At 36.7% G+C, this 16,226-nt stretch carries 14 protein-coding genes and 1 tRNA gene; 11 read left to right on the forward strand and 4 right to left on the reverse strand.

Annotation, left to right across the window (positions count from 1 at the left end; translation table 11 throughout):
* Positions 1–5 precede the first annotated feature (5 nt).
* The 6 genes from EZ428_RS23430 (at position 6) to EZ428_RS23455 (ending at position 8,058) form a co-directional block, all read left to right on the forward strand.
* Complete coding sequence (locus tag EZ428_RS23430; RefSeq protein ID WP_131555776.1) at positions 6–1,838, forward strand: RagB/SusD family nutrient uptake outer membrane protein; 1,833 nt, start codon at positions 6–8, stop codon at positions 1,836–1,838.
* A gap of 67 nt (positions 1,839–1,905) precedes the next feature.
* Positions 1,906–2,880 (forward strand): hypothetical protein, encoded by a 975-nt coding sequence (locus EZ428_RS23435; RefSeq protein WP_131555777.1) that lies wholly within the window; start codon positions 1,906–1,908, stop codon positions 2,878–2,880.
* Between the two features lie 55 nt (positions 2,881–2,935).
* Positions 2,936–3,934 (forward strand): basic secretory protein-like protein, encoded by a 999-nt coding sequence (locus EZ428_RS23440; RefSeq protein WP_131555778.1) that lies wholly within the window; start codon positions 2,936–2,938, stop codon positions 3,932–3,934.
* 113 nt (positions 3,935–4,047) lie between these two features.
* Positions 4,048–5,004 (forward strand): ROK family protein, encoded by a 957-nt coding sequence (locus EZ428_RS23445; RefSeq protein WP_205945804.1) that lies wholly within the window; start codon positions 4,048–4,050, stop codon positions 5,002–5,004.
* A gap of 17 nt (positions 5,005–5,021) precedes the next feature.
* The gene (locus EZ428_RS23450) at positions 5,022–5,690 is read left to right on the forward strand and encodes a basic secretory protein-like protein (protein ID WP_131555779.1); all 669 of its coding nucleotides are present in this window, start codon (positions 5,022–5,024) and stop codon (positions 5,688–5,690) included.
* 73 nt (positions 5,691–5,763) lie between these two features.
* Positions 5,764–8,058 carry a GH92 family glycosyl hydrolase gene (locus tag EZ428_RS23455; protein ID WP_205945806.1) on the forward strand — a complete coding sequence of 765 codons (2,295 nt, stop codon included), beginning with the start codon at positions 5,764–5,766 and terminating at the stop codon, positions 8,056–8,058.
* Positions 8,059–8,106: 48 nt separating this feature from the next.
* Here the strand turns inward: EZ428_RS23455 and EZ428_RS23460 are convergent, their stop codons facing one another.
* From EZ428_RS23460 to EZ428_RS23470, 3 genes are all read right to left on the reverse strand, one after another.
* A complete protein-coding gene (locus EZ428_RS23460) occupies positions 8,107–8,493 on the reverse strand; it encodes a response regulator (RefSeq protein WP_131555780.1) in 387 nt (128 codons plus the stop codon).
* A gap of 137 nt (positions 8,494–8,630) precedes the next feature.
* Entirely contained in the window at positions 8,631–9,272 is a 642-nt protein-coding gene (locus EZ428_RS23465; RefSeq protein WP_131555781.1) for a response regulator, read from the reverse strand.
* Positions 9,269–11,524 (reverse strand): tetratricopeptide repeat-containing sensor histidine kinase, encoded by a 2,256-nt coding sequence (locus EZ428_RS23470; RefSeq protein WP_131555782.1) that lies wholly within the window; start codon positions 11,522–11,524, stop codon positions 9,269–9,271. The genes EZ428_RS23465 and EZ428_RS23470 overlap by 4 nt, the downstream gene beginning before the upstream one ends.
* 152 nt (positions 11,525–11,676) lie before the next feature.
* Between EZ428_RS23470 and EZ428_RS23475 the strand changes: the two genes are divergently transcribed.
* A tRNA-Ala gene (locus EZ428_RS23475) sits at positions 11,677–11,750 on the forward strand.
* 95 nt (positions 11,751–11,845) lie between these two features.
* Positions 11,846–13,042, forward strand: coding sequence for a tyrosine-type recombinase/integrase (locus EZ428_RS23480; RefSeq protein WP_131555783.1), 1,197 nt, complete (start codon positions 11,846–11,848; stop codon positions 13,040–13,042).
* A gap of 3 nt (positions 13,043–13,045) precedes the next feature.
* On the opposite strand, the gene EZ428_RS23485 is transcribed toward EZ428_RS23480, so the two are convergent.
* Complete coding sequence (locus EZ428_RS23485) at positions 13,046–13,366, reverse strand: hypothetical protein (protein WP_131555784.1); 321 nt, start codon at positions 13,364–13,366, stop codon at positions 13,046–13,048.
* 519 nt (positions 13,367–13,885) lie between these two features.
* On the opposite strand from EZ428_RS23485, the gene EZ428_RS23490 reads away from it, so the two are divergent.
* The 3 genes from EZ428_RS23490 to EZ428_RS23500 all read left to right on the forward strand — a co-directional run.
* On the forward strand, positions 13,886–14,425 hold the full coding sequence (locus EZ428_RS23490; protein WP_131555785.1) for a BfmA/BtgA family mobilization protein: 540 nt from the start codon (positions 13,886–13,888) through the stop codon (positions 14,423–14,425).
* 3 nt (positions 14,426–14,428) lie between these two features.
* Positions 14,429–15,364: a DUF5712 family protein gene (locus tag EZ428_RS23495; protein ID WP_131555786.1), complete on the forward strand. Its 936-nt coding sequence runs from the start codon at positions 14,429–14,431 to the stop codon at positions 15,362–15,364.
* A gap of 20 nt (positions 15,365–15,384) precedes the next feature.
* On the forward strand, positions 15,385–16,226 hold an 842-nt coding region (locus EZ428_RS23500; RefSeq protein WP_205945808.1), incomplete at its 3' end, for a YWFCY domain-containing protein.

Here is a 16,226-nt window from a genome sequence, read left to right on the forward strand (position 1 = left end):
AAAAGATGAAAAAAATATCAATATATACAGTTGCGATTTTGCTAATGGTTAGCAATTACAGCTGTAAGAAATTCCTAGATCAAGTACCTGATGACAGACTTACATTTGAACAAATGTATCAAAGAAAAAGTACGGTTGATCAAGCTCTAGCAAACGTCTATTCAACTTTGCCAGATCAAAACCAAGATCGTTCTGCTAGTGCATCTGGTAATATAGGCCCATGGACAGCAGCTTCTGATGAAGCAGATTATACCTTGCCAAATTTTACTGAAAATGTTAATTCAGGTTCTTGGGACGCTACAAGCGGGCAGGTGAATTATCATTGGCAAAATTATTACAGAGGTATACAGGCAGCCAGTACCTTTATGGCTAATGTGTCTAGGTGTACAGATTGTAATATTGGTGGCATTGACCTTGTAAGCCGTTACTTGAACGAAGCAAGGGCATTAAGAGCAATCTATTATTATTATTTGGTAAGACAGTATGGCCCAGTTGTGTTGTTAGGTAATGATCCTATCGCATCTGATGCGCCACTTGAAGCCATCAGTAAGCCACGTAACTCAATGGACGAGTGTATTGACTATATTGTAGCTGAGTTGGATGCAACAATACCACGTTTACCAGCTACCCCACAGGCAAATGAAGATTATGGACATGTGACAGCTTCGGTTGCGGAAGCTTATAAAATAAGAGCGTTATTAACTGCTGCTCGCCCGTTGTTCAATGGAAATACTGATTATGCGGCCTTGAAAAATAAAGATGGCAAACAATTGATTAGTCAGACAGCTAACGCTTCAAAATGGGCAAAAGTTGCTGCCGCTGCTAAAGCTTTTTTAACCAATCCAAGTTATTCAAGTTATGCTTTATATAGTGTGGCGGCAACTCCATCGGGTTTGCCGAACACTGCATTCAATAGGGCTTTTATAGCTACAAGAGATGTGATGTTAAATGGTTGGAACAGTGAAATCATTTTTGGAAGAGGTGGAGATGTAACATTTTATCAGTATTCCCTAGCCCCTAATCATTTAGGCGCTTCGGGGGGCGATAAAGGAGGCTCATTCTTATCTCCATCGCAACAATTGGTTGATGCGTTTTTTACTGCAAATGGCTTACCTATTCAGGATGACCCTTCTTACTCAAATTCGGGAACGTCTGCTTATCAAGCACCAGATCCAAATGATCAGGGAGTTGCAAGAACCATCAATAATATGTACGTAAATCGTGAACCTCGATTTTACTCAAATATCACATATACTGGTCGTAAATGGATCAATCCACAATCTAACATTGTTACTGATTTTACAAATAACGGTAACGCTGGTAAGGGTAATATTGCAAATAACGATTATACTAAAACTGGTTATACATCTAGAAAACATTTAACTGTTGCTGGTTGGACTACAGGTAGACCAGTATTTTCGATTATCAGGTTGGCAGAAATCTATTTAAATTATATAGAAGCACTACAAGAATCGAACCCTTCTGATCCTGATATTTTGATTTACTTAAATAGAATTAGGAGTAGAGCTGGTATTCCAACTTATGGTTCTGGCGCTGGTGCAATTGCATTGCCAACTAATATGAGAGAAGCTATACGTGCCGAAAGAAGGGTTGAGCTGGCTTTCGAATTAGACAGGTACTTTTACACAAGAGAATGGAAAATTGCAGAAACCACTGATACCCAAATTAGAGGTTTAAATATTACTCAAAATGCTCCTGGATTTTTTACGCCTGTAGTTACCGAGAACAGGGTTTTTCAGAAGAAACATTATTTGTGGCCTATACCAAATGCTGAGGTGCAAAAAGTACCTTTAATTGTGCAAAATACTGGTTGGTAAATTTATAAATATAGCACCGTGTGATAATTATACACGGTGCTATCCCTTATCTTATAATGTAAAATCTATGAAAAATATTTTTTTATCATCTGGATTGGCTTTGGCCGCTTTAATCATTTCTTGTAATGCCAAAAAACAAAACTTGAATGTTGTTAAACCTATTCCGCCAGTAGTAGAAGTAGTTGACCCACCTGGCGCACCACCTAAACAATGGAAAGAACATTGGTTTGAACATGTTCAATTACTTAACCGGGTTTTTTACAACGGAAGTGTAGTTGTTTATTATGATGATGCTGTAAGTAGATCTATTACTTGGCCAAATACTTATATGGCCGAGGCTTGGGAGTATACTAAAAAAACCTATGGACAATTTGGACCAGATCCTAAACTATATGTAATCTATCATACTGGTAAATATGGAGGTGGGCACCCATCTACTTATATGGATGCGGGTCATGATTATCGAAACGTTACCGATTGTGGCAAAAACGAAACCAATGCCTGGTCTTCTGGCACTGGAAATGACATCGATTTGTCAACTCACGAAATTGGACATATAGTGGAAGGAGCATCCAAAGGTGTACATGGTTCTCCGGCCTTTGATATTTGGCATGATAGTAAATGGATGGAAATTTACCAATACGATGTTTATTTAGGCTTAAATCGGACTGATGATGCAACTCGTTGGTTTGCCATGATGAATACTGGAACAGATTCTTATCCAAGAGCTAACACACATTGGTTTAAAGATTGGTTTTATCCTATTTATAATGGATATGGAAAATCAGCCGTGCTGAATAAGTTTTTTACATTGTTGGCGGAACACTTCCCTAAAACAAACTTTAACAATGGCATTACCACTTATCCAGAATATAGCAGGAAAATGAATTTTGGTGAGTTTGTACATTTCTGGAGTGGCGCAGCAGGGGCAGATTTAAAAACACTTGCATTAAATGCCTTTGGAGACAAAGATGAAAAAGGTAATGATTGGACAGTTCAATTAGCAACTGCAAAATCTACTTTTTCTGGTATCACCTATTAATAAAAACTTAAGATGAAGGTTAACATCTTTATACTAACAACTAAAATACACACAAATGTTTAAAAAAATTAGCACCATCATTTTACTTTCGGTATTTGTCCAATTTTCTTTTGCACAGAGAAATCAAGGTTTTAAGCTAACTATATTAGATACTCAAAACAAAGTTGATGATAAGCAAAAGACAAAAATAACTGAGGCATTTAACGTTGTTTATCCCGAGTTTGCAAGGGCAGATGGTTACAGAACAAAAAGAGATGTAACATTAGAGATTTCTGATGTACTACCAGAAAGTATGACAGCCCAAGCAGGTAAGATTGTTGTAAACAGCAATTGGTTGTTAAAGAATAGCTCGAAATTTGAAAAAGAATTAAGAGTTAAGTTCGCTAAGAATTGGGTTTCTTCAGATACCATCAAAAAGAAAGGCTATCAATTGGTATTCATCAGCAAAGATCCAAATTTAGATCAAAACGTTAAAAAGAACCTGATTGATACTTATTTTAAAGTATACCCGAAATTGGTAAAAACTTACAATAAGAACTCTACTAAAGAAGTACTGTTTGTAGTAGATACCGCTTATAAAGCTGTAGCAGAAGCCAGTGGAGGACGTATATTGTTTAGTGCAGGATACATGAAAGCCCACCCAACAGATATTGATGTGGTAACACATGAAACAATGCACATTGTACAAGGTTACGGCTATAGTGCTGGGCCTGTTTGGCTAACAGAAGGCATAGCTGATTATGTAAGATATAAATTTGGGGTTGACAATATTGGTTCTAAATGGAGTTTGCCTAACTATAACGAAAAGCAAAATTATACAAACAGTTATCGCATCACAGCTCGTTTTTTTGTTTGGTTAGAGAAGAACATCAAGCCAGGTCTTATCTCTACGTTAGATGCCCAATTGAGAGCACATCAATATAACGAGCAATCATGGATAACACTAACGGACAAAACATTGCCTGAGCTTTGGGCAGCGTATGGAAAAAATCCAGCTGTTGATTTAACCTATAGCGGCAAGGAAATAAAAAATGATAACAAGGCGAAATTGTAATTAATAACAAATTGTTGTTACTTATTAAGTTAAATGAGATTGTAAAAATGATAATGGAATCAATAAATAATGTTCCTTTTTTTATGAGGTAAATCGATTTAACAATACCTTTATTGAAAATACAACCATTTAGAATGAGTGCTGCTCGGGATTTAATGAAAGAAGATAATAGTACGATGAAGTTTACACCATTAATATTAGGGGTAGACATAGGAGGGTCACATATAACTACAGGTATAGTAGATATAGAGAAGAAAGGGTTGATTCCTAAATCAATCAAAAGAAAGCATATAGACTCAAGTGGGTCAGCAGAAAGCATTTTAAAAGGCTGGACGGAAATAATTAATGAATCTTTTGAGTGTTGCGAAGGCGAAATAAAAAGAATTGGAATTGCAATGCCGGGCCCATTTGATTATGAAAATGGAATTTCGCTGATAAAAGACCAAGATAAATTCAAGTCTTTATACCAGTTAAATATCAAACAAGAATTGGCTCAACGTTTAAACGTCCAGTTATCTGATATTAAATTTATTAATGATGCTGCTGCTTTTATGCAAGGTGAGGTTTTTTGTGGTGCAGCTAAAGGATACCCCAGGGCATTAGGATTAACGTTGGGTACTGGCCTGGGTTCTGCTGTGGTTGTAGATGGGCAATCAAAAGATGCTGAACTGTGGAGCTCAAAATTCTTAAATGGTATAGCCGAAGATTATTTTTCTACAAAATGGTTTGTAAATAAGTACAAAAGCTTAACTGGTATAGAGTTAGATGGTGTAAAGGAGTTGGCCGATGTGGTAAAAACTGATTTATATGCCATGCAAGTATTTAACGAATTTGGCCGCGGATTGGGATATTTCTTAGCTGATATTATTAAAGAAACAAAATCGGAAGTTGTGATTTTGGGGGGTAATATTTCTCAGGCATTCAATCTATTTGCTCCTCATTTAATAGAGAACTTGAAAGCCCTTCATCTTGATACTGAAATTAAAATTACAGAACTAAACGAGCATGCTGCTTTAATTGGTGCAGCAAGTTCATGGGATTTAACAGTTAACAAAACCGAAAAAATATAAATAAAACTAAACAACCAATGAACAAAATTCTTTCCATTATTTTAGCATTTACTTTTGGTCTCAGCTTTGCTAAAGCTCAAGAAACCGAAACTTTTAAAGAAAAAGGATATACGTTAATCTTTAAAAATAATTATGCAAACCTCGATTCTGAATTAAAGAAGAGAATGGTTAAAACTTTCTTTAAAGTTTACCCACAACTTGCTAATGATTTTAATAAAAATACCGCAAAGGAGGTTGTATTTCATGTAGATACGGCCTATACTGCAGTTGCTGCGACAGGCGGAGGTAGGATAGTTTACAACCCATGGTGGTTTGTGAAAAACCCAGGGGATATTGATGTGGTAACACATGAGGTAATGCATGTAGTTCAGAGCTACGGCGGAGGAAGCGGGCCAGGCTGGTTAACAGAAGGTATTGCAGATTATGTTCGTTTTAAATATGGAGTAGATAATCCAGGTGCAAAATGGACTTTGCCAGCTTTTAAGCCAGAGCATAGCTATAAAAATGCTTATCGTGTTACTGCCCGTTTTTTAAACTGGTTAGAAATAAATGGTAATAAAGGTATTGTAGTTAAATTAGATAATGCAATGCGAAGCCATACTTATAAAGACACTATATGGAAAGACCTTACAGGTAAAACCGTTGATGAACTTTGGGCTGCTTATGCTGCAAACCCTGGGGTGTAGCATATTAGTTATTAAGCAATAGAACAATTTAACAATAAAACTGAACCAACAATCTTTAATCTCTATAAAAATAATGATTAGGAAACTATTAACAACCGCTTTAATGTTCGCTGGGCTTGGTGTTTCGGCGCAAACTGTAGGTAAAATTACAGATCCGGTAGAATGGATTAATCCCCTAATGGGAACACAGTCTAAACCAGATCTCTCTAACGGAAATACTTATCCAGCTATTGCCGTGCCTTGGGGAATGAATTTTTGGACACCGCAAACAGGAAAAATGGGTAACGGTTGGGCATACCAATACGACCAAGACAAAATTCGAGGTTTTAAACAAACGCACCAGCCATCTCCGTGGATGAATGATTACGGGCAATTTGCCATTATGCCAGTTACTGGTAAATTGAAGTTTAATGAAGATGACCGGGCTAGTTGGTTTACGCATAAAGCTGAAATTGCTAAACCCTATTATTATAGCGTTTATCTAGCAGATGCTAACGTAACAACTGAGATTACACCAACGGAAAGAGCAGCGCAATTTCGTTTTACTTATCCTAAAAGCGACAGTTCCTTTGTAGTAATTGATGCATTAAATAAAGGATCATACATTAAAATTATACCAGAAGAACGTAAAATAATTGGCTATACTTCTAAATACGCTCGTGGACCATTACCTGCTAATTTCAAAAACTACTTTGTAATTTATTTTGATAAAGCTTTTACAATTGCAAAAACTTGGTCTGGTAATAAATTAAATAATACAGATCTGGAATTAACAAGCGATCATACCGGTGCGGTTGTAGGCTTTAAAACTATCAATGGCGAAAAGGTTAACGTAAAAGTTGCTTCCTCATTCATTAGTTTTGAACAAGCTGAAATCAGTCTAAAAAGAGAATTGGCTAATGATAGTTTTGATGTAACTAAAGCAAAAGCAAAGGCAATTTGGAACAAAACTTTAAGCAGAATTGCAGTAGAAGGTGGTACGGTTGATCAAACTCGTACTTTTTACTCATCATTTTATAGAACCCTATTCTTCCCAAATAAATTGTATGAAATTGATGCCAACAATAAAATTGTTCACTGGAGCCCGTATAACGGAAAAGTTTTACCAGGTTATATGTTTGCGGGTACGGGTTTCTGGGATACGTTTAGGGCTCTTTATCCTTTCCTGAATTTGGTTTATCCTTCAATAAACAAAGAAATGCAAGAAGGATTAATTAATGATTATAAAGAAGGTGGATGGTTACCAGAATGGAGTAGTCCGGGTTATGCCAACATTATGATTGGTAATAATTCAGCCTCTGTAGTTGCAGATGCTTATATAAAAGGTTTGCGTGGTTATGATACAGAAATTTTGTGGGAAGCATTAAAGCATGGTGCAAATAATGAAGGCCCTATGACAGCTGTTGGGCGGGCAGGTGTTAAATATTACAATGAGTTGGGCTATGTGCCAAATGACACAAGATTGAATGAAAGCGCGGCCAGAACTTTAGAGTATGCCTATGATGATTTTGCTATTTACCAATTTGGTAAAGCCTTGGGTAAGCCTGCAAGTGAGATAGATATTTACGCAAAGAGAAGCATGAACTATAAAAACTTATTCGATCCAGCCTATGGATTAATGAGAGGTAAAAAAACGGATGGTACATTTTCGGTTCCTTTTAGTCCATTTAAATGGGGAGGTGATTTTACTGAAGGGAACAGTTGGCACTACACTTGGTCTGTGTTTCAGGATGTAGCAGGTTTAGCAAATTTGATGGGTGGTAATGCAAAATTTGTAACCAAGCTAGATTCAGTTTTCTCGATGCCTCCAGTTTTTGATGAGAGTGCCTATGGAGGTGTTATCCATGAAATTCGTGAAATGCAAATTGCAAACATGGGTCAGTATGCTCATGGTAACCAACCAATACAACACATGATTTATTTATATAACTATGGGGGTGCACCTTGGAAAACCCAATATTGGGTAAGAGAGACAATGAACAGAATGTATGCAGCTACGCCAGATGGTTATTGTGGAGATGAAGATAATGGACAAACCTCTGCTTGGTATGTATTCTCTGCGATGGGATTTTATCCTGTTACGCCAGCCACCGACCAATATGTAATTGGTGCACCTTTGTTTAAAAAGGTGACATTAAGTTTAGAGAATGGAAAAACTGTTGTGATCAATGCACCAGCAAATAGCGAAAGCAATAGATATATTCAAACTTTAAAAGTAAATGGAGCTAGTTACGATAAAAACTGGTTAAGCCACTCGGCTTTACAAAAAGGAGGTGTTTTAGATTTTGGCATGTCGGCAACGCCAAACAAAACCAGGGGAATAAGTGAAAGTGCTTTTCCTTACTCTTTCTCTACTGAAAAGAAATAACAAAAATAGTTAAACAAAAAAGGCTGAATTTAATTCAGCCTTTTTTGTTTATTTTCTAGATGCAATCTCTTCTAGTTTTTCTCGTAGTTCGTCTTGATTAAATGGTTTGGAAATAAAATCATTAATGCCAGCTTCAGCTATTTTGTTTCTTACATCTAAGGCTACGGATGCAGTTAAAGCAATAACTGGAACTTGCGCTTTGTCTTTATCTTCATCGGCCCTAATTATGGCAGTAGCTTCATATCCATCCATTATTGGCATATATATGTCCATTAAAATTAGATCGTAGCCTTTAGCTTTGGCAGCATCTACTGCTTCTGCACCATTAGCCGCAAAATCAGGTTTGATATCCCATTTGGCTAATAACTTTTTCATGAGAAGGGTGTTCATAGGGTTGTCTTCGGCGACTAGGATCTTCAAATTGCTAATATCCATATTTGATTGTGCGAAAATTTAGTGTTCAATAGTGATTATGTAAATATAAGTTAAACTACTTTATCTTTAAAGTTAAAACGGTTTGTTCATTTCAATCATCAAATATTAAGCCATTACTTTACAATTATAGGCCTTTTTTAACTTATCAAATTTGCTTTTATGGCAAATTCATAAAGCGCAACAGTAGAGTCTGATAACTCTAGTTTACGCATGATATTTTTTCTATGTGTATGAACGGTAAACTCAGAGAGGTATAATCGCTCGGCAATATCCTTTGTTCTTAAGTTTTGGCAAACCAATCTTATAATTTCTACCTCTCTTTTTGTAAGCCTGTATTTTTTTAGAAAATCATCAAAGTAAGAAAAGGTAGCATCTGGAATTTCTTTTTCATCAAATCTTGGGAAAACTTCCTTGCCAGCCATTACGTTTAAGATGGTGTTGGCTAAGTTTTGTAACTCATCAGACTTGACAATATAAGCGCTGGCGCCACGTAATTTACAATCTTTAACCAGTTCAAAAGAATGATAGTTGGTTAACACTATGATTTTAGCCTTTATTCGTTTTTCTATAAGCGCTGTTATTGCTTTTAAACCATCAAGACCTGGCATATTCAAGTCTAGCAAAATAATATCTGCCTTATCTAGGGCCATTGAATTGAGTAACTCCAACCCATTGTTTACCATTGCAATAACTTGAAAGCGCTGGTCTTGACTCAAATGAGCGTTTATACCCTTTAAAACAACAGGATGGTCGTCGGCTAATATCATTTGAATTTTCATGCTTCCGTTGGTTTTGGTATTGGTAATTCTATTAGTGCAAATGTTCCTTCGTTTGGTTTTTCGTTTATTTCCAGTTTTCCAGACAAGTAATCAACATTGGTCTTTAAGAGTTTCATCCCTGCTCCCTCTTCATTTAGTTTGTTGGCTTCAATTCCCTTTCCATTATCTTCAATATAAATGGTAATGGTGTTGTCTAGTTCTACTAATTGCACAAATAAATGTGTTGCTTCAGCATGTTTAATGGCATTGTTTAATACTTCTTGAATAATCCTGTAAGTGCTAAGCATAAAGTTTTGTGGCCATCTTTCGGTTTTTTCTAAACCTTCAATCAAATATTCGACATTTATGCTGTTGGCTGTTTTTATGGAGGTAAGTAAATCTAACAATGCTTTTTTAAAGCCATATTTTTCTAAGGCAATTGGCATTAAATTATGACTGATGTTTCTAACGGTTGTGCTAATGTCATTCATTAAATTTTTGGTAACCTGCAGTTTATCGGTTGCATTGCTATCTGCAGCAAAAACATTTTCCTCTAACGTGTTAATGTTAAGTTTGGCAATTGATAGCATGGCACCAACTTCATCATGCAGGCGTTCGGCAATTTTCCTTTTTTCTTGTTCTTGAGCATCCGTTAAGGTATTCATGATGTCAATTCTATGTTGGTTTTTTAAATCATTTAGTGTGGCGTTATGAAGAATGGTTGCTTGTTTTTTGCGTTGGTTTATTAAATAAGCTATTGTTGCAAAAATAAAGATGCCAATTGCTGCAGTTATAGTAACAAACCAGTTCTTTTGCTTTTGCTGTTTAATTTCTAGCGTTTGAAGCTGCTGTGCCTTTTTGGCTAATTCTAATTCTTTTTGTTTTTCAGTAACTCTATATTTCGTTTCAAGTTCGCCGGTAATTTTTGATAAACGCAGCTGATGCAATGTATCTCTTAAATGCATTTCCTGCTCAAGATTTTTTATGAGTGTGTCTTGACCAATAGGCTTATACTGACTAAATTTTTTGATGGCGTTGGCATAAATAAGTCTTGCTGCGGGAGGTAAGTTATATTTTTTTAATAAGCTTTCTGCCTTTTTAAAATAGAACGATGCAGAATCTACTTTACGTTCACGAGCATAAACATTTGCAAGGCCAGCTAAAATTTCGAGATCTAGGGTAGGGGCGAGTTGTTGGCCCATTGTTAATCTTAAAGCTTTAAGGTAATTGTTTTTGGCTAGTTTAAGATTCTCCCTCGCATCGAAGTACCTACTTTCTGCTAGAAAATATTGTTTTTTGGAGTATAAGTTGTTTTGATCCATTCCATATTTCTTATGCTCAGAATAGTAAGTGTCAAAATTGCCGTAGTTTTTTAGAAGGAATGAAAGTAAAATCATCCTATTGATGTTGTTCCCTTTTTGTTGAACAGTTGCATTGGGTAAATTAAACGTTTTTTCTGAGTAGATAAAAGCATTCTTGTAATCTCCACTTTTTTCATAGTTTCTAGATAGTATCTCTAAAAACTGCCCTGTTTTATCACTTAATGTATTTTCTAAATCTGGTATTAGTTCTTTTAAAATGGAAAAGGCCTCATCCTCCTTACGAACATTTAACAAGCTACTTGCATAAGCAAATCGTGTATCCCTTAATAGGGCCTGATTGTTGCTTTCTTTGGCTAATCTAATTGCAAGTTCATAGTTTGATTTTACTTTATCATAGTTGCCGGTCCTAACGTCTAAGTTTGTCCTATTCCTGAAGTTTATTACCCTTAGAAAAATAAGGTGTGGTTTATCTTTGGTAAGGTCTTCGACTTTGTCAAAGTAAAAGATCGCTTTTTCGGTATTCCCTATCCTGTTATGAATCCTTGCTAAATCGCCATATAGGCTTGCCGCCTGGGCATCTTTTAATTTATGTGCATAAGTTTCGGCTTGTTTGATGTAGGTTATCGCTGCATCTTGATTGCCCAAGCCTAGTTCTATTGATGCTTTTGTAGAGATTAGCCCTACAATTAACTCATCGTTTTTAAGTTCTTGAGCTGTTTGAAGTGCTTCTTCAATTAAGCGCTTTACTTCGTCATTGTAGACAATTCTTGGGTTGCGGGCATAGCGGATAAGTTGAACAATTTTATCTACAGATGCGGGCATCTGTTTAATCTCTGAAATATCCTTTGGTGCAGGAGCTGGGCCCATATTTTGTGCATTGACAAAATTACTCGCCAAAAAAAGCAATATTAAAACTGCGTATTTTGCAATATAGGATGATTTTGAGCGCATATAGGACCTCTAAAATAGTAATTATTAGTTATTTACAATAGCCTATTAATTAATAGTTAAAAATCAATCTGATAATTTCTAATAGCTGTTAAAATATAATAGTTATTAAAATTTGTCAAAGTTCAACTTTTAATTACTTTTGTTGCCGAACTGGGGGATTAGCTCATTTGGCTAGAGCGCTTCGCTGGCAGTGAAGAGGTGATCGGTTCGAATCCGATATTCTCCACAAAACCCCGTAACACCTCTGATAATCAACATTTTAGTAGATTATCAGAGGTTAACTCAGCCAAAAGTCAGCCACGTTTCTTATCTTTGGATTATATGGCAGCTCCAGAAATACCTTTTACTATTCCAAAATTAGTTAAGGGAAAACGGGTCACAACCGTTCCAAAGGGCAGCACATGGGCTAAAGAAGAGGCCAAACAACATTGGTATGTAGAATTTTTTTTCCACAATCCAGAAACCGACAAGATGGTCAGGTTCAGGCCAACCAAAAACCTCAATAGGATAAAGGATCCCAAAGAAAAACTCAAGCACTTCACCAATATGTGCAAGGCCTACCATGATGCACTTGAGGGAGGATGGAGTCCACTGGACGATAAAGCCAATGCTAAACTTAAAAGGGAGATTACCTCTCTGACTCTGGAAAAGGCTAAATCTATGTTCGAAGAATATCACATTGCAAAGGGAACAAGGAAGAAGTCACGCCAGTCGTATCTTTCTAAGATTAACCAATTTGTCGAATATTATGGAGCCGATAAAAGAGTAACCGAGATCAGCGACTATGAAATTACCGAGTTCCTAAACTTTATGGAAAAGGAAAAGACGTGGAGCGGTGTCACCTATAATAGCTCTAGGATCATATTGAATAACTATTTTCGGTATCTGAAAGTTAACAAATATGTAGCGGTAAATCCAGTTACCGATATCGAGACCAGAACGAAAATAAAGACAGAATCTCATCAGATTTTTTCCGAAAAGGATTTCAAAACCATTATGAAGTACCTTGGCGAGCATGATGAATATTGCCTGTTTTTTGTGAAGATGATATATTATACTTGTATCAGACCCAAGGAGCTGCGCTATCTGCAACTCAAGCATATCGACCTTTCGCAGAAAGTTATCACCGTACCCGCGTCTATTTCAAAAAACAAGAAGTCGTTGCCAGTTAATATTGATGCTAGCCTCTTAAAGGAACTAAAGCTGTTAAAGATTGCTTCATATCCGGAAAATTACCACTTGCTGGGATCAACCGATACCATCATCAGTGAAAAGAGAGTTGGTGAGAACACACCATATTATAGGTTCCAAAAATGCCTAAGGGCCACCAAACTGGATAAAAAGAACTATACATTATATTCTTTCAAGCATTTTTCTAACGTCAAGAAATTCAGGGCAGGCTGGACATTGGCTGAAATCTGTTCTGCGAACCGCCATGGCAGCTTGGTGGAGACCGAAACTTACTTGAAAGAACTACTAAAATTTGTACCAAGCGACAAAGTGATACCAAAAATTTGATTTCTATGTTTTTCTTTTTTTGGGGATTCCAAGGATAATTTCTGCAAGATATTTTTCCCTGAGCGTTTTATCTGTCTGAAAATGCTCTTTGGGAAAATGCAGGATATGTATTTCATTGATCTTTTTGTTGATATCGGAAAGGTGAAGAATTTTTTGACCAAGGTTGTCGATCTTATTGTTCATTTCAATAACCATTTCGAGTAATCTGCAAATAAACAATTCATTTGGGATATCACCTTTTTCGATGGTATCCAACAGATTTGAAATGCTTTGTTCTCCCTTTCCCTGGGAGGAACTTAACGGTTTTATTTTTGCCCTATCCATTGAGTATGTTGTATTTGAAACAATGATAAAATTTGCAATTTATTCTTTAAGGGTTATCTAGCGATATGCCTAGATGATTTTCTACAATGTTTATTGCATTTCACTTGGATTATATTGTAGATACTACGGTTTACAATATTAGAACCCGCCAAAAAAACTGCAACTTATCTCGAAGCAATTTTATATCGAAAATAAATCTCTCTGGTATATACCACACTGAACCATTATAGCTGATATCTACTATCCAAATTTGCTGTACGTAAAATCTGGTTATGAAAAGTACAGCTCCATTATCTACAATACCATTGTTTAGCCGCACTGCTTCGGGCTCCTTGCAGTGTCCTTTTCTCCTTCAAGAAAAGGAGCAAGCGGAAGTTAGGCAGAGCCTTACTTTTAGCCCCTACGCTACTGCTACAGGGTTTCAAGAATTCTCCAAGAATTCTTTGGCCTTTTGGAAAGGCATCAAACAGCAAAAAAAGAATTCCCTTCTGAATGTTGGCAATAAATAAATTATCAGACATGGAAAAGGATAATGTAAACACAGTGAAGTATCCCGCATTGCTCGATATAAAGTTCGCAAAAGTAGCCTCGTCCCTTGGAATAACTAAACGTGAACTGTTCGTTAAAATGGTTGAATACTTCTACAGAACCAAAAAAGACCCTTCCGATATCAATGACGATTTATTAAAAAGTTCATTTGCTAAGAGCCATAAGGTCTACACCAGTTTCATCAAGACACAAGAACAATTGCTTCTCATTCCAATGAAGGAGGCTATGGACAAGATGATTTCTAATCAAAAGGATATCGTTAAATACTTCAACGAACAGGTGGTGAATGCGAATAAAAGCATCCTCAAAAACCAACAGGAACACATTTCCAAACTTCAGGAAACAGAAAACCTGCTTGTCAAAGCGATAGAGGGAAAGGAAAAACTAAAGACAAATTTCCTGCTGATACTGAATGGTTATATTAGAAATCGTGAAGAACTCGGTTCTTTTAAAGCAAGAGAAAGGGAAGATCTGATTGAAAACGTGAGAAAACAGATAGCTAGCCTTTAAGTAATGTATATCAATATTAGCGATAGCGAAAAAGGAGATAACAAAGCTAGTAGTGGAGCTTTGGTGCATTATCTGGATAAGGAGAACAGATTATATAAGCCAGAAGAACCGATGTTATGGTTCAATGGCAAAGGTAGTACCGTCCAATCCTACGAGGTCAAAAATAAACTGGATAACAACATTGCAAAATTAGGTAAGGAAGATTCGAAGTTCTTTCTCATTAATATCAGTCCAAGCCAAAAAGAAATCAGCCACCTTAAGGAATTGTATGGCGAAGATGGCGCTAGGGAGAAATTAAAAGAATACGCGATCAAGGTGATGGATGAATATGCAAAGAATTTCAAGCGTACTGACATCAATTCCAATGCAGACCTTTTATGGTTCGGCAAACTGGAAAACCACCGTTACTATTCCCATAAAGATAAAGAGGTAAAGAAGGGACAGGTCAAACGGGGAACTGCAAAGCCAGGGGAACAGATGCACGTTCAGGTCATCGTTAGCCGTAAGGATATTACCAACAAGATCAAACTGAGCCCTATGAACAAATCAAGGGGCAGAAATACGGAACACTCTAAAAAATTAGGCCAGTTTGACCGTGTGGCATTCAAAAATTCGGGTGAAAAACTGTTCGACCAACAATTCAGTTTTGATAGGCCAATTTCAGAAACTTTTAAATATGCCAACGCAAATGTAAAAGGAAGCCTAAAAGAGAAAATGGATCTTCATGCGGCGAACAACCAAGTAAAACCTGTCCAAAAAGAGAAGAGTAATGAACTCCAAAGGGAATCGACCACTTATCTCAAGCTACCAGAACCGACCGATTATCTAGGTCTATTACTGGAAAAGCAAAACAATGAACCACTCGGAACTGGACTTAAAAAGAAGCGTAAACGCAGAAAACACAAATCACAGGATAACGAACAAGGACTAAGTATGTAAACCAATTAAAATATTTTATCATGAATACAGGAGAAGACATCCAAGGGCTAAGGAAGATCGTTGATTTTACCAGACTGATCAGCATTTTCATTTTAGCCATTCATTTTTATCTGTGCTGCTATATTGCTTTCAAGCAATGGGGCTGGACGGCAGAAATTACCGATCGTTTGATAGCAAACATCTCAAAGACAGGACTGTTCAAAGGAGTGCTCATGCCAAAGCTGTTCGCTCTGCTTTTACTGGCTGTTTCGCTGGTTGCAGTCAAGGGGAAGAAAGATGAAAAAATACAAAAGAATTCGATCATTGCATACCTGTTAACAGGGCTATTGCTTTATTTTATCAGTTCGCTTTGTTTCTACCTTTATGCACCACCAAAACTGATTGGCGTTTTGTATATGGGCATTACGGCTATTGGTTACATGCTGATCCTGACTGGCGGAGGTCTTTTGAGCAGGCTGATCAAAAACGGTTTAAGTAAGGATGTTTTCAATTCCGAGAATGAAACTTTTCCGCAGGAAGAACGCCTGTTGGAAAACGAGTATTCTATTAACCTACCTGCAAAGTATAGGCTTAAAAATAAGGTGAGGGACAGTTGGATCAATATTGTTAATCCTTTTAGGGGAATTTTAGTTGCTGGAACACCGGGCGCAGGAAAGACCTATTTTGTGATCAGGCATATCATCGACCAGCACATCAAAAAGGGTTTTTCAATGTTCATCTATGATTTTAAGTTTGACGATCTCTCTAAAATTGCCTACAATAAACTGCTGAAATACCATCAGAACTATAAGGTAAAGCCTAAATTTTATGCCATTGATCTAGAAAACCCCAAGCACAGATGTAATCCGCTATCGCCGGAAGG

The organism is Pedobacter frigiditerrae (assembly GCF_004331645.1).
In the GTDB taxonomy this organism is placed as follows: Bacteria; Bacteroidota; Bacteroidia; order Sphingobacteriales; family Sphingobacteriaceae; genus Pedobacter; species Pedobacter frigiditerrae.

Coding starts and splice junctions, on each gene's coding strand:
- EZ428_RS23430 (WP_131555776.1), top strand. CDS start 6: ATGAAAAAAATATCAATATATACAGTTGCGATTTTGCTAATGGTTAGC.
- EZ428_RS23435 (WP_131555777.1), top strand. CDS start 1,906: ATGAAAAATATTTTTTTATCATCTGGATTGGCTTTGGCCGCTTTAATC.
- EZ428_RS23440 (WP_131555778.1), top strand. CDS start 2,936: ATGTTTAAAAAAATTAGCACCATCATTTTACTTTCGGTATTTGTCCAA.
- EZ428_RS23450 (WP_131555779.1), top strand. CDS start 5,022: ATGAACAAAATTCTTTCCATTATTTTAGCATTTACTTTTGGTCTCAGC.
- EZ428_RS23455 (WP_205945806.1), top strand. CDS start 5,764: ATGATTAGGAAACTATTAACAACCGCTTTAATGTTCGCTGGGCTTGGT.
- EZ428_RS23460 (WP_131555780.1), bottom strand. CDS start 8,493: ATGGATATTAGCAATTTGAAGATCCTAGTCGCCGAAGACAACCCTATG.
- EZ428_RS23465 (WP_131555781.1), bottom strand. CDS start 9,272: ATGAAAATTCAAATGATATTAGCCGACGACCATCCTGTTGTTTTAAAG.
- EZ428_RS23470 (WP_131555782.1), bottom strand. CDS start 11,524: ATGCGCTCAAAATCATCCTATATTGCAAAATACGCAGTTTTAATATTG.
- EZ428_RS23480 (WP_131555783.1), top strand. CDS start 11,846: ATGGCAGCTCCAGAAATACCTTTTACTATTCCAAAATTAGTTAAGGGA.
- EZ428_RS23485 (WP_131555784.1), bottom strand. CDS start 13,366: ATGGATAGGGCAAAAATAAAACCGTTAAGTTCCTCCCAGGGAAAGGGA.
- EZ428_RS23490 (WP_131555785.1), top strand. CDS start 13,886: ATGGAAAAGGATAATGTAAACACAGTGAAGTATCCCGCATTGCTCGAT.
- EZ428_RS23495 (WP_131555786.1), top strand. CDS start 14,429: ATGTATATCAATATTAGCGATAGCGAAAAAGGAGATAACAAAGCTAGT.